This is a genomic window from Pedobacter heparinus DSM 2366, from assembly GCF_000023825.1.
GTDB lineage: Bacteria > Bacteroidota > Bacteroidia > Sphingobacteriales > Sphingobacteriaceae > Pedobacter > Pedobacter heparinus.
In genome coordinates this window covers 769,702-782,685 of record NC_013061.1, presented here as the reverse complement: position 1 = coordinate 782,685, position 12,984 = coordinate 769,702, and the positions used below count along the sequence as shown (strand labels likewise).

The window sequence follows — 12,984 nt, the reverse complement described above, 5'->3', positions numbered from 1 at the left end:
CTTAAGTTTTTTCTTCTGCTTCATCCAGATTGGCCTGTTCATTTACTTTATCCAGTTCAAACAATTCAATAGAAACGGGATTATCTTCACGTCTTCTGAGGGTTGGCAGCGGCACACCACCGGCTAAACCAATCCCTGTAGCAGCCAGCAGGATCATCAATATAAAACAGAATGACCTGAAAGCTTTTTTTAAACTTTCCATTTTTAAGATTTAAATATTCAGCAATGACCTCCTGTAAGGAGACCAGAATTAATTTACCTGAGGTATCAGAAAATTAATTAGCCAAAGGCTGGCCTGCATGGATATTTTGCAGCTGGGGTGAAAAGTATAACCATCAAAACACTGGTTTTCAACTCCTTAAACTGCTCTTGCTGATGAATGAACCGAACGCCGGTCAGTTGGGCATAGTGCAAAAGCGCTGTACAGTGGTTGGCACTTAAAGTACCATGAAGGGGTGGTTTGGCTGTCTGAATTTGTAACCAATGATAACCGGCCCTGCGGGAAACACTTTCCTTCCTGGCAGACCATACACGCTCAGTGATATGTTTTTGGGCTTTGAAAGTAGACAGGCCAACAGGGAAAACCCCGCTAAAAAGCGATAAGACCGAAAAGAGAATGATCCACCTGACATTTTTCATGAAACAAAGATAAGGGTTTATGGTATTGCCCGGCAAAAAATTACCATCGGTCATTTTTTAAGTTCTTCAGCCAGCATATCATCCAATCCATAAATATCTTTGTTAAAGATCACCTTTCCCTGCTGATCAGCAAGTGCGGTATAATAAGCAATGGAAATGGGGATGGCCGTTGGCAGGCCAATATATTTTTCGCGTGGATAACCACTTTGCATGGCATTTTTGACCTGATCATATTTGGGGCCTTTACCGAAAAGGACAAAAGCGAGCTCCAATGGCTTTTCTACCCTTACGCAACCATGGCTTATGGCCCTGTTTTTTTGGTTAAAAGCTGATTTAACAGGCGTATCGTGCAAATAAACACTACTTTCGTTTTTAAACAGAAATTTGATCTTTCCCAGTGAATTTTTCATTCCGGGCCTTTGTTTAAAAGAGTAACTGCCCGGCTCGGCCTTACCCCAGTCTATCGCTTCTAGGTCCCACACCCGCTTACCATTTTTGAATACATTGATGCTGTTATTGGCCAGGTAATATTTATCACGGGAAGCATATTTTATAATCTCATTCCGGGCAATACTTTCAGGAATGTTCCAAACCGGGTTTACCTGTACGCTGTAAATCATACTGCTCAACTGTGGGGTCTGCCTGGCAGCCTCACCTACACAAACCTTCATGCGCAGTACCAGCTTCCCCTTATCAATCACATCCAGGCTAAAATCGGCAATGTTGACCCTAACATACTTTAGGCCTGGAGGTCTGTTTTTCCACCGCAGGCGTTCCAGGTTCAGCTTTAAAAGTTCCCCCGTTTGGGATATGGTCTTTTCCTGAGCTTGCACCTGTGCTTTTAAAGCCGCCTGTAAGGCCAGATACTGCCCCGATTTTGGCTGTATGCTGTCCAGATAACCTTTAAGTTCTTTGTGCTCCAGTACCTGCATCATAAAAGTGCTATCAGGCCTGGCGGTTTCAGCAAAATATTCCTTATAAATCTTCAGTGGATCAGTAAGGCCAAACTGCAACGCATTGCTGTATTTTAACAGCGAACTGGCCACATTCAATTCCAGCTCAACAGTGTCCCTGTACTTGCTCAATACATTCCCCGCTTTTTTATTGCTCAGCCTATTCTTCATCTTTTTAAGGCCGGCAGTAAAAAAAAGTTCCGGATCCAGGCCATGCTCTGCCGATTCTTCCAGCCTGGACAACAGGGTATCCAGCTGGCCTTCAGCCATAAAGCGCCGAACCAGCACAGGCTGTAGCTTGTGGAGTTGATAAAAGGCCTCAATAACTTCAGGGTAACTTAAATCAGCTGAATGCTGCTCCAGTATCTTTTTAAATTCCAGCTCAAAATCAGGAAAATCTGGTTTTATCGCAAACTTTTGGGGCGCCGGGTCTGACGACTGGTTGCTGACAGGCGGATTTACGACAGCACGCTTTACGGTACAGGACAAAAGAATTGATATCCCCAGCAGCATAAGGCATATATTGAGCTGTATTTTCATCAGACAAACGCATCTATCTGATTAACAAACCGGAACAGAAATTGTTTAGTCCGCCGCCCCCTCAAAAGTCCAAACAAAATATTAAAAAATTGTATGATATCTTTGTCTCCTCAAAAAACAGCACCAATTAGCCATGCATATAGAAACACATCAAACCGGCACAAAAAAAGTTGCCGAAGTTAGCGCCGAAACTATTTTGATCAGTAATGTTGAAGAAGCCTTACAACTCATGGCAGATCTTTATTATCAGGAATTTGATGCCATCATTATTGGCGAGCAGCATATCATACCTGATTTTTTTGACCTTAAAACCGGCATTGCCGGAGAAATTCTGCAGAAGTTTTCCAATTACAGGATGCAATTGTTCATCATCGGCGATTTTGATAAGTATCCGGGAAAAAGTATAAAGGATTTTATTTACGAGAGTAACAAGGGTAAACTAGTAAACTTTTTAGCCTCAGCAGAACTGGCCAAGGCAAAACTGGCCAGGTAAGGGCTATTATGCAGAAATGCCGGTAGAATTGAACTGCAGGTCATACAGTTTCTTATAATAGCCGTTCAGCTTCAGCAGTTGCTGGTGCGTCCCCATTTCCTTGATCTCCCCCTTATCCAGCACCAGTATTTTATCTGCCTTTTGTATGGTAGACAACCTGTGCGCAATTACAATGGAGGTACGCCCCTGCATCAGATTCTCTATAGCCCGCTGAATAAGCATTTCCGTTTCCGTATCAACCGAAGAAGTAGCCTCATCCAATACCAGTATTGCAGGATTATACACCAGCGCCCTGATAAAGGAGATCAACTGGGCCTGCCCCGCAGAAAGTGTAGCACCCCGCTCCATTACATTGTACTGATAACCGCCGGGCAGGCGCTCAATAAAATCATGTGCCCCTACCTTTTTTGCTGCATCAACCACCTGTTCCATACTGATATCGGCATTATTTAAAGTAATGTTGTTGAAAATGGTATCAGAAAACAGGAAAACATCCTGCAATACGGTAGCAATATTACTGCGTAAAAAATTGAGCTCATAATCCTGAATCTTCACCCCGTCTACTTTGATCTCTCCCTTCTGTATCTCATAAAATCTGTTCAGGATGTTGATGGTGGAAGACTTTCCGGCTCCTGTAGCCCCAACAAGCGCAATGGTTTTTCCAGCTGGTACCTGGAAGGAAATGTCTTTCAGCACATAATTTTCATCATTATAGGCAAACCACACTTTATCGAAGGCAATGGCACCTTTCATTTTTTCGGGTACAAAAGAACCTTCATTTACCGTAACCTCATCGGTGTCCAGCACTTTAAAAACACGCTCCGCCCCTACCATTCCCATTTGCAGGGTATTGAACTTATCGGCAAGCTCGCGGATAGGCCTGAACAGCATACTGATATACATGATAAATTCTGTGATGATGCCTGGCTTAATGGTTGAATCGTTCAATATGGTTTTAGCCCCATACCATACCAGTAAACCGAGCGACATAGCAGAAATGATCTCTACAACTGGAAAAAATATAGAATAGTACCAGTTAGAGCGGATATTCGCATCGCGGTAACGACCGTTGATCTTTACAAACTTTTTATATTCCTGCTCTTCCCGGGCAAAATACTGGATAATGGAAATGCCTGTAATGTGTTCCTGTAAATAGGTATTTAAATTGGATACCTCTGTCCGGATTTCCTGAAAGGCCGACTTAATCGCTTTCTGAAAAACTGAAGTGGCCATAATGAGCAGCGGCATAGGCAACAATACAACAAGCGTAAGTGCCCAGTCCTTATACACCATTACACCAATAATGACAATTACCATCAACACATCCCCGATAATGACAATCAGGCCTTCGGAGAAGATTTCAGCAATGGTTTCCAGGTCCGATACCGTACGGGTGATGAGCTGACCTATAGGTGTATTATCGAAATACTTCAGCCTTAATTTGGTAATGTGGTTAAACACGTTGATGCGCAGATCGCGGATGGCCGATTGTCCAAGGGTATTGGTAAGCAGTGTATGACTATATTGGAATACCGTTTGAAGTACCAGGAGTACGAGCATCAGTATGGTCATGTTCAATAAACCATGACCATCTCCGGTAAGAATGTGGTGATCGAGCGTATAGCCAATAAGAATAGGCCTGAGCGGAGCAATGGCTGCCAGCAGGATAGTAAGTACAACAGACCATATAAAAATGCTGCGGTAAGGTTTTACGTACTGAAAAACCCTTTTCAATAAGCTTACATTAAACGCATCACCAGTTATTTTAGACATATTATTTCACAAAGGGATAAATTACATTTACTAAATACAAACCACAGGCGGGAACAGATTGCCCGGCATTGCTGCGGTTTTTGCTTTTAATAATCTGTTCGAATTCTGCTAAGTTAAGTTCATTTTTGCCAATTCTGATCAGTGTACCTACAATTGCCCGCACCATATTTCTTAAAAACCTGTCGGCCCTTATGGTAAACCGCAAAGCGCCATCTTCCATCTCTTCAAAAAAGGCCTCCGTTATTTTGCAGTTATTGGTAAAGGTTTGGGTATGTGATTTGCTGAAGCAGGAAAAATCGCTATGAGCTAAAAGTATGCTGGCAGCCCGGTTCATGGCATCCATATCCAGTTCGCCTTTATGGAACCAGGAACGGTTCAGCTTAAAAGGGTTTTTATGAAAATGAATGTGGTAATGGTAGGCGCGCGCTGTAGCATCAAAACGGGCATGGGCGGTATTTGCAACTTCAAAAACACGTTTTACTGCAATCTGGTAAGGCAGCAGGGCATTAATACCATTAACTGAACGCAATGGGTCAGGGCATTTTGAGGCCGGTATACCTGTGGCCTCACTTTGTTCGGCTTCAGTTTGCAGGTCGAAGTGTGCGAAGAACTGGCTGGCATGGACACCGGTATCTGTACGTCCGCAGCCTAACGTACTTACCGGCTGCCTAAAATAAACAGTCAGTGCGCTGTCCAAATATTCCTGCACAGTGGTCGCATTTGGCTGGATCTGCCAGCCATGATATGGGGTGCCGTCGTAAGACAATTCGATAAAATAACGCTGCATGTTCAAGGCTACAAAATTATCTTTTTAATCGGATATCGGATTGCTTAGTATCTGCCTTTTGATATATTTGTTAAAATTATTGAACTGATATGATACAACGCGTGCAATCTATATGGCTTTTATTGGCGGCCCTAACGCTGATTTGCCTGTTTTTTTTTCCTCTGCTATTTAAAAGTGTAAACAATACCGAATATTTACTCTATATAGATGGACACCATCAAACTGTAAAAGAGGCAAATGGAACAAGCATTTCAACCACACCTATAGGCGCAATGGTCTTAAACGGAATAACCATTTTATTATGCCTTGTTTGTATCTTTCAGTTCAGAAACCGTCCGATGCAAAAGCGGTTGATCATGATCAACATGGTACTTATTGCTGCTACAGCTGTATTATCGGCTTTAAATGCATCTTTATTCCCCGGCGGAATCAGCGGTTCTTCCCTGCATATAGGCTCTGCACTGTTTGTCCTTGCCCTCCTGTTTTGTACACTTGCTATCCGCGGAATCAGAAAAGATGAGCAATTACTCAGGTCGGCCGACAGGCTCAGATAATTAATTGATTGATTTTTATTTAGTTACGAATCAATAAAATACCAAAAATTAAACTTACCTTTGCGGCTTAATAAATTATAATACATGATAAACCCATTTAGTAAATTGGGGATAAGTGATGACGTTGTTAATGCTGTAAAGGATTTAGGTTTCGAAAATCCAACACCTATTCAGGAACAAAGTATTCCTGTGCTGTTAGAGGGCAATAACGATTTTGTTGGTTTGGCCCAAACAGGAACAGGAAAAACAGCCGCATTTGGTTTGCCGCTGTTAGAATTGATAGACTTCAAGAGCAATAAGCCTCAGGCATTGATTTTATGCCCAACAAGAGAGCTCTGCTTGCAGATTACTAGCGACATCAAGAATTTCTCAAAGAACACCTCTGGTGCTAATGTTGTAGCCGTTTATGGCGGTGCAAACATTATGCAGCAATTGCGTGAAATTAGAAACGGTGTACAAATTGTAGTGGCTACACCGGGCCGTATGTTAGACATTATTGGCCGTAAGGCTATAGATTTCACCAATGTGAAATATGTAGTACTTGACGAGGCTGACGAAATGCTGAACATGGGCTTCCAGGAAGACATTAACGACATTTTGTCTACTACACCTGACGACAAAAAAACCTGGTTATTCTCGGCTACTATGCCTCCTGAAGTAAGGAGAATAGCTAAAAACTACATGGACTCACCGGTTGAGCTGACCATGGGTACGAAAAACACGGGTAACGTAAATATTGAGCATGAGTACTACATTGTACGTGCAAGAGATAAATACGCTGCTTTAAAACGCATTGTGGATTTCAATCCGGAAATTTTTGCAGTAGTTTTCTGTAAAACCAAACTGGATACGCAGGATGTGGCTGAACACCTGATCAAAGACGGCTACAATGCTGATGCTTTGCATGGCGACCTTTCTCAGCAACAACGCGACAAGGTCATGCAACGTTTCCGCGACCGCAACATGCAATTGTTAATTGCAACTGATGTAGCTGCACGTGGTATAGACGTAAACAATGTAACTCACGTAATCAATTACTCTTTGCCGGATGAAATTGAAAGTTATACCCACCGTAGCGGCCGTACCGGTCGTGCTGGTAAAACGGGTATTTCCATCTGTATCGTAAACTCGAAAGAGATTGGCAAAATTCGTCAGATTGAAAGGATCATAGGAAAGCAGTTTACCAAAGCGGCCCTGCCTACAGGTTTCGACGTTTGCGAAAAACAATTGTTTGCCCTGGTACACAAGGTACACAATGTAGAAGTAAACGAAAACCAGATTGAGCAATACATCCCCAGAATTATGGATGAATTTGCTGAACTGAGCAAAGAGGACGTGATCAAGCGTTTTGCATCTTTAGAGTTTAACCGCTTTTTAGAGTATTACAAAAACGCACCCGACCTGAACTCTTCTACAGACGAGCGCGGTGAACGTGGCGAGCGCGGTGAACGTGGCGAGAGAGGATCAAGAACGAGCGAAGGTTATACCCGTCTGTTCATTAACCTGGGTTCTGTTGACGATTTTACCCGTGGCGACCTCTTGTCTTTTGTTTGCAACAATGGTAAGATCAGCGGAAAAGCAATTGGCAAGATTGACCTGAAAGGGGTTTATTCTTTCTTTGAGGTTGAAAATGCAACTGTGGAATCTTTATTCAACAACTTTAAAGGCGTTGAATTTAACAACCGCGGAGTAAGGATCGAAAAAACTGCTGATACTGATGGCGGCGGCGGTGGCCGTAGCCGTGGTGGCTTTGGTGGCGGTGGCAGACGCGAAGGCGGCGGCTACGGGGGCGGAAGAAGCGGCGGTGCTGAGCGAAAAAGCTATGGCAGCGGAAGACGTGAAGGCGGAGAACGTAGCAGTGGCGGTGGTTTCAGGGATTTTTCCGGAAGGAGCCGTGAAGACAGAGGTGCTGGTGGTGCCGGCAGACGCGAAGGCGGAAGCGACAGAAGGCGCAGATCATAACATACAGATCTTCTTTATAAAAAAAGCCCTTCGGTATTTGCTGAAGGGCTTTTTATTTTATTTCTTTTTAGGCTCTGGCCTGTCTTTAATCTGCGAAGCTTTCAGATACACCTTTGCCCCTTTTTTATTGATGTAGTATTTTTGATTTTTACCATCAATATATACATCAGATCCGTCGGGTGCCATTTTGCCTTTAAACGTTTGATCGGCAACTTTAGAAGTCCCCTTTACCGCAACCTCCGCCGTTTTATTACCTACTTTTGTAGCCGTTTTGCCAATGGCTTTACCGGTTTTATCAAGTGCTTTGCCTACTCCGCTTTCTTTCTTTTCCTGAGCCTTAACATTAAAAGTAAGAGCGGCGCAAATAGCCAGGGTTAATATCCCTGATAAATACTTTGTTTTCATCATCATAAGTTTTTGTCTCTTATAACAAACAACCTATGATTTTGTTTGCAGCTTAGTTTAGCTGTTCAGTAAGCAAACGCATTTCAATCTGAGGGGAATGTTTTTCGTAAAGGATGGCATATACTGCACGGCTGATTGGCATATCTACTTTATACTTTTTATTGATCACATGCATACAGCTGGCCGCGTAATAACCTTCGGCTATCATATTCATCTCCAGCTGTGCCGATTTTACCGTATAGCCCTTCCCTATCATATTGCCAAATGTACGGTTACGGCTAAATTGTGAATAGGCAGTAACCAGCAGATCGCCAAGATAGGCCGACTCCTTAATGTCCCTCGAAATGGGATGTACAGCATCTACAAACCTTTTGATCTCCCTGATCGCATTTGAAATTAAAACAGCCTGAAAATTATCACCATAGCCAATACCATGACAAATTCCACTGGCTACTGCATAAATGTTTTTCAGGACAGCAGCGTATTCCGTACCAAAAATATCGTCCGAAACATTGGTTTTGATATATCTGGTGTTGAGCAGATTGGCAAAAAAACCCGCAAGGCCTACATTTACAGAAGCAATGGTTAAATAGGACAGCTTTTCAAGCGCTACTTCTTCTGCGTGGCAGGGTCCGCTGATGACCAGGATATGCTCTAAAGGAACCTGGTATTTCTGGTTCAGGAACTCGGCAATAATCTGGTTTTCTTCTGGAACGATGCCTTTAATTGCCGAGATAATCTTTTTGCCTTTGAACTGTTCCGGGCTGATCTTACTGAGTGTTTCTTTAAGAAATGCAGCCGGAACATTCAGTATGATGTAATCAGCCAGGTTAACAATAGTGGCAAGATCATCAGAGATGTTGTCCTCCGGTATCCTGATCTCTACAGAACTCAGGTAATTCGGGTTGTGCTTATATTTTTGCAAATGGTTAATGGCATCCGCATTCCGCATCCACCAATAGATCTCTTTTGTTGAAAAATTATCTGAGAGCATTTTTATAATAGCAGTAGCCCAACTACCCCCACCAATCACTGCGACTTTAGGTATCATACATTATAAATAAAAAATCCCGGCTTAATGTTTTAAACCGGGACAATTTACTTATTTAAAAAGTATTGAAAAAGTTTACTTCTTGCCTGGTTCAGCAAACAATTGATCCTTAGTTACTTTCTTTACTTTCATTCCGTCCTTTAATTTGTTCTGTATGGCAGAATATGGACCGGTTACCACTTCCTGGCCAGCTTTAAGTCCGGATTTAATAACGATGAACTGATCGTTCTGGATGCCTGTGCTTACTTCTACCTGTTTAACGGTCTGGTCTGTATTGTACAGATAAACATATTGTTTTACTTTCTTATCTGTTAATTTAGACTTCTGCTTATCAGCAGTTTCCTGATTGTCATCAGTTTTTTTGTTCTTATCCCCCTCTTTCTTTTTATCAGTTGTAAAAACAGCCTGAATAGGAACAGAAAGCCCGTTTACAGTCTCGCTTTCTATATCCACAGTAGCAGACAAACCTGGTCTGAATGGCGAAGGAAGGTCTTTGGCCCCACCGGTAATGTTGCTGTATGATTCTGCAAGGATACGCACCTTTACGTTAAAGTTGGTTACCTGGTCTACCGTACTGGTGGCCGAACCAACATCCTTCGAAGAACTGGCAATCTCTGTAACCACCCCTTTAAATTTCTTATCTGCAAAAGCATCTACTTCAATAGCAGCGCTATCACCCACTTTAACCCTGTTGATGTCGTTCTCATTTACATCCACGTTCACTTCCATAGAAGAAAGATTGGAGATCCGCATGATCTCGGTACCTGCATTCTGGATGGTTCCCAGGATACGGTCGCCCAGTTCAACAGACAATTTGGAGATCACCCCGTCTACCGGCGCAAAGATGGTTGCTTTTGCCAGGTTGGCACTTGCCTCCTGTACATTTGCCCCTGTTTGTTCCAATAAAAATTTGGCAGCAGTATAATCCTCTTTTGATCGTCCTAAATTTGTTTTAGCAGTTAGGTAAGCCGCTTTGGCAGCATCAAACTCGGATGCAGAGATTACCTTTTTATTGAACAGTTCTACATTTCTTTTGTAAGTAGCTTCCGCATTTATAAAGTTGGCCTGATTTTGCTGTAACATCTGTTGCGCAGCAGCCACACTGGCCTTTTGCGAGCTGTTTGAAGCAATAGCCCTGTCGTAGCCAGATTTCAATACATCCGGGCGGACCTTGACCAGCAACTGCCCTTTCTTTACCACATCACCTTCTTTAACCAGCAGTTCGGTTACCTCTCCCGATACCTCTGAACTTAGTTTTACTTCTGTTTCGGGCTGTATTTTTCCACTTGCGGTAACGGTTTCCACAACTTTTCTTTCTGCAGCTTTTTCTGTGGTAATCTTTTCACTCTTGTCGCCGCCAATCACCCCGGTAAATACACCGATAGCCAGAAGGGCGATGAGAACGCCTGTTATAATTAATATGGTTTTTAATTTCATGCTGATGTGTGTTATATAATAATTTCTTGTGAACGGTTAAAAAACAATCTGTTTACCCAGGTAATAATCAATCACCTTTGCTTTGAAAAGCAGGTCGTATTTAGCCCTGATCATGTCTATTTCTGCTTTATTTTTATTGGTTTGGGAAGTACTGTAATCCAATGCATTTACCAGACCTACATTATAGCGTTGTTCAATTACAGAAAAAGCTTCTTTTCTGGCATTAAACGTTCTGGTTGAAGATTCAAAAGTACTCCGGGCAGCTTTTAAATCTGCAACAGCCTGATATATTACTTTATTCAGGTTATTCTTTGTCAGTTGCTCATCAGTCTGGTTTTGCTGGTAATTGATTTTTGCCTTTCTTACACTGGACCGCGCAGTAAAGCCATTAAAAATCGGAATCTCCAGCCTTACACCAACATACTGGCCAAAATTATCTGTAAGCTGGTCTTTAAACTTATAGTTTTCTGCAAACGTTGTAAAATCGGGCGTTACTACAGCCTCATTTGTTGTCTGTGTTCTCCCAATTTCTTTAAAGCCGTTCGCCTGTATAGAAGTTATCCGCTGTCTGCCACTTGAATAGTTGGAGTTCAGACCTGCCCCAAAAGACAGGCTTGGGTAGTAATTCCCTTTGGCTATCGTAATCCCCTTCTTAGCGGCTTCACTTCTTAAACCAGCCAGTTTAATATCCGGGAAAAAAGAAAGTGCATCTGTATATACCTGTTCAGGATCATAAATGAATGCCGAATTTTCAAAGTTAGCTACATCAGGGGCCTTAACCTGATATTTAGTTGAAGACGGAATATCCATTAACTGGGCCAGGGTTAAATAAGAAATGGTGAGCGCATTTTCAGCAGTAGTTACATCCAGTTCTGCCGTTGCCACCTGCGACTTAGATTCAGCCAGGTCGGCCAGTGTTTTATTGCCTACATCGAGTAATTCCTGTTGCTGTTTCAATTGTTTCTGGGCTACAGTAAGCTGCTGCTTTGCTGCCTGTAAAAAATCTTTGTTATACAGGATCTGCATATAAGCCGTAACCACCTGCAGCACCAGGTCATTTTTAATTTTTTCTACATTAGTTTTGTCGGCATCCAGTAAAAGCTTGTTCTGCTTAATCTGGTTGAGCTTCTGAAAGCCCTGAAATACAGTTACGCTAGTAGAAACTCCACCATTAAAAGAAGAGAACTTCTGGCTGTTAAAAGATTGTGTTGAAGGATCCAGACTTCGTCCGAAATTGGTATTGAAACTCCCGCTACCATTTAGTGTTGGCAAAAGCGCATTCTTGGCCTGACTGAGGTTTTCGTCGGAAAGGCTTTCGGTAAGCTTAGCTTGTTTGATCTGAAGGTTATTGTGCAATGTTTCTTCAATTGCCTGCTGAATGGTAATTACTTCCTGCGCAACCGATTTTTGTGGCTGGCCCAGCAGTAAAATAAAAGACAAAGCAAAGCTAAGTTTAAGTAATGTATTATAGGAGATGACTGTCTTCATAGATTTTTTTTTCACAATATTAATACAAACAACTTACATTTGGATATGTACCTGGTCAAATCACCACTATTGTTAAAATGGTATTACCCAAAGTTAACATGGAATAAAAACCGCGATCAAAAAGTTATTTATTTAACCTTTGACGATGGACCCATACCCGATGTTACAGCTTTTGTTTTAAAAACTTTAAAAAATTTTGATGCTAAGGCAACTTTTTTTTGCATCGGTGACAATATCGTTAAGCATCCTGATATTTTTGAACAGATTAAAAGAGCAGGACACCAGATTGGCAACCACACATTTAACCACCTGAAAGGCTGGATAACTGAGGACCAATACTACCTCGATAATTTTCGGCAATGTCAGGAACTCACGGGTACCAGCTTATTCCGCCCCCCTTATGGCCGCATCAAAAAATCACAGGCCTCGGGCATCAGGGCTTTAATGCCGGAAATGCAGCTGATCATGTGGGATGTACTGAGCGGGGACTTTGACACCGGCCTATCGCCCCAAAAGTGCTACCAAAATGTGATCAGACATACACGTAATGGTTCTATCATTGTATTCCACGACAGCCTGAAGGCTTTTGACAGGCTGGAATATGCTTTGCCCCGCTGCCTGCAGTATTTTAAGGAAAAGGGTTTTGAGTTTGCCTTACTCTGATGGTATTTTTGTCTTGCTTTCCTCTTGCTATTCTCTTGCTTTCCTCTTGCTATCCTCTTGGTCGGACAGGATAAAACCAGGATTAAAGCAGGAAAATCCCGAGATATGAACAGGCTCATGCTACCACGCACCACAAGCCCGCCGCCCGCTGTGCAGCAGCAGAAAATCCGCCCTGCGTTATTTAGAATAGGTATAAATAATATAATGATCTGCGGATGATCATGAAGGGCTGTTTTTTT

The 12,984-nt window shown here is 42.4% G+C and carries 13 protein-coding genes; 4 read left to right on the top strand and 9 right to left on the bottom strand.

Annotated features, from left to right (window positions below; genetic code table 11):
* Position 1 precedes the first annotated feature (1 nt).
* The 3 genes from PHEP_RS03365 to PHEP_RS03355 all read right to left on the bottom strand — a co-directional run bounded on the left by PHEP_RS03365 (position 2) and on the right by PHEP_RS03355 (position 2,132).
* The gene (locus tag PHEP_RS03365) at positions 2-202 is read right to left on the bottom strand and encodes a hypothetical protein (RefSeq protein ID WP_036675136.1); all 201 of its coding nucleotides are present in this window, start codon (positions 200-202) and stop codon (positions 2-4) included.
* Positions 203-279: 77 nt separating this feature from the next.
* Positions 280-639 (bottom strand): hypothetical protein, encoded by a 360-nt coding sequence (locus PHEP_RS03360; RefSeq protein ID WP_143715683.1) that lies wholly within the window; start codon positions 637-639, stop codon positions 280-282.
* A 50-nt stretch (positions 640-689) separates the two neighbouring features.
* The gene (locus PHEP_RS03355) at positions 690-2,132 is read right to left on the bottom strand and encodes a L,D-transpeptidase family protein (RefSeq protein ID WP_049772203.1); all 1,443 of its coding nucleotides are present in this window, start codon (positions 2,130-2,132) and stop codon (positions 690-692) included.
* Positions 2,133-2,265: 133 nt separating this feature from the next.
* Here PHEP_RS03355 and PHEP_RS03350 point away from each other — a divergent pair, with 133 nt between their 5' ends.
* Positions 2,266-2,625 carry a DUF4180 domain-containing protein gene (locus PHEP_RS03350; RefSeq protein ID WP_012780838.1) on the top strand — a complete coding sequence of 120 codons (360 nt, stop codon included), beginning with the start codon at positions 2,266-2,268 and terminating at the stop codon, positions 2,623-2,625.
* A 6-nt stretch (positions 2,626-2,631) separates the two neighbouring features.
* On the opposite strand, the gene PHEP_RS03345 is transcribed toward PHEP_RS03350, so the two are convergent.
* Both PHEP_RS03345 and truA read right to left on the bottom strand, forming a co-directional pair.
* Positions 2,632-4,398 (bottom strand): ABC transporter ATP-binding protein, encoded by a 1,767-nt coding sequence (locus tag PHEP_RS03345; protein ID WP_012780837.1) that lies wholly within the window; start codon positions 4,396-4,398, stop codon positions 2,632-2,634.
* Position 4,399: 1 nt separating this feature from the next.
* Positions 4,400-5,185: a tRNA pseudouridine(38-40) synthase TruA gene (truA, locus tag PHEP_RS03340; RefSeq protein ID WP_012780836.1), complete on the bottom strand. Its 786-nt coding sequence runs from the start codon at positions 5,183-5,185 to the stop codon at positions 4,400-4,402.
* 89 nt (positions 5,186-5,274) lie between these two features.
* Between truA and PHEP_RS03335 the strand changes: the two genes are divergently transcribed.
* Positions 5,275-5,739, top strand: a complete 465-nt coding sequence (locus tag PHEP_RS03335) for a DUF4293 domain-containing protein (RefSeq protein WP_012780835.1) — start codon at positions 5,275-5,277, stop codon at positions 5,737-5,739.
* An 84-nt stretch (positions 5,740-5,823) separates the two neighbouring features.
* Entirely contained in the window at positions 5,824-7,701 is a 1,878-nt protein-coding gene (locus tag PHEP_RS03330; protein ID WP_012780834.1) for a DEAD/DEAH box helicase, read from the top strand.
* 57 nt (positions 7,702-7,758) lie between these two features.
* Here PHEP_RS03330 and PHEP_RS03325 read toward each other — a convergent pair whose 3' ends face one another.
* The 4 genes from PHEP_RS03325 to PHEP_RS03310 form a co-directional block, all read right to left on the bottom strand.
* The gene (locus PHEP_RS03325; RefSeq protein WP_012780833.1) at positions 7,759-8,112 is read right to left on the bottom strand and encodes a hypothetical protein; all 354 of its coding nucleotides are present in this window, start codon (positions 8,110-8,112) and stop codon (positions 7,759-7,761) included.
* 46 nt (positions 8,113-8,158) lie between these two features.
* Positions 8,159-9,157, bottom strand: a complete 999-nt coding sequence (locus tag PHEP_RS03320; RefSeq protein WP_012780832.1) for an NAD(P)H-dependent glycerol-3-phosphate dehydrogenase — start codon at positions 9,155-9,157, stop codon at positions 8,159-8,161.
* 75 nt (positions 9,158-9,232) lie between these two features.
* The gene (locus tag PHEP_RS03315) at positions 9,233-10,594 is read right to left on the bottom strand and encodes an efflux RND transporter periplasmic adaptor subunit (protein ID WP_012780831.1); all 1,362 of its coding nucleotides are present in this window, start codon (positions 10,592-10,594) and stop codon (positions 9,233-9,235) included.
* Positions 10,595-10,630: 36 nt separating this feature from the next.
* On the bottom strand, positions 10,631-12,082 hold the full coding sequence (locus PHEP_RS03310; protein ID WP_012780830.1) for a TolC family protein: 1,452 nt from the start codon (positions 12,080-12,082) through the stop codon (positions 10,631-10,633).
* Positions 12,083-12,127: 45 nt separating this feature from the next.
* Between PHEP_RS03310 and PHEP_RS03305 the strand changes: the two genes are divergently transcribed.
* A complete protein-coding gene (locus PHEP_RS03305; RefSeq protein ID WP_012780829.1) occupies positions 12,128-12,745 on the top strand; it encodes a polysaccharide deacetylase family protein in 618 nt (205 codons plus the stop codon).
* Positions 12,746-12,984: the final 239 nt, after the last annotated feature.

What these genes read in the sequence shown, in the direction of transcription:
- PHEP_RS03325 (WP_012780833.1), bottom strand. Translation starts at nt 8,112, where the DNA reads ATGATGATGAAAACAAAGTATTTATCAGGGATATTAACCCTGGCTATT.
- PHEP_RS03315 (WP_012780831.1), bottom strand. Translation starts at nt 10,594, where the DNA reads ATGAAATTAAAAACCATATTAATTATAACAGGCGTTCTCATCGCCCTT.
- PHEP_RS03360 (WP_143715683.1), bottom strand. Translation starts at nt 639, where the DNA reads ATGAAAAATGTCAGGTGGATCATTCTCTTTTCGGTCTTATCGCTTTTT.
- PHEP_RS03335 (WP_012780835.1), top strand. Translation starts at nt 5,275, where the DNA reads ATGATACAACGCGTGCAATCTATATGGCTTTTATTGGCGGCCCTAACG.
- PHEP_RS03310 (WP_012780830.1), bottom strand. Translation starts at nt 12,082, where the DNA reads ATGAAGACAGTCATCTCCTATAATACATTACTTAAACTTAGCTTTGCT.
- PHEP_RS03365 (WP_036675136.1), bottom strand. Translation starts at nt 202, where the DNA reads ATGGAAAGTTTAAAAAAAGCTTTCAGGTCATTCTGTTTTATATTGATG.
- PHEP_RS03305 (WP_012780829.1), top strand. Translation starts at nt 12,128, where the DNA reads ATGTACCTGGTCAAATCACCACTATTGTTAAAATGGTATTACCCAAAG.
- PHEP_RS03355 (WP_049772203.1), bottom strand. Translation starts at nt 2,132, where the DNA reads ATGAAAATACAGCTCAATATATGCCTTATGCTGCTGGGGATATCAATT.
- PHEP_RS03350 (WP_012780838.1), top strand. Translation starts at nt 2,266, where the DNA reads ATGCATATAGAAACACATCAAACCGGCACAAAAAAAGTTGCCGAAGTT.
- PHEP_RS03345 (WP_012780837.1), bottom strand. Translation starts at nt 4,398, where the DNA reads ATGTCTAAAATAACTGGTGATGCGTTTAATGTAAGCTTATTGAAAAGG.
- truA (WP_012780836.1), bottom strand. Translation starts at nt 5,185, where the DNA reads ATGCAGCGTTATTTTATCGAATTGTCTTACGACGGCACCCCATATCAT.
- PHEP_RS03320 (WP_012780832.1), bottom strand. Translation starts at nt 9,157, where the DNA reads ATGATACCTAAAGTCGCAGTGATTGGTGGGGGTAGTTGGGCTACTGCT.
- PHEP_RS03330 (WP_012780834.1), top strand. Translation starts at nt 5,824, where the DNA reads ATGATAAACCCATTTAGTAAATTGGGGATAAGTGATGACGTTGTTAAT.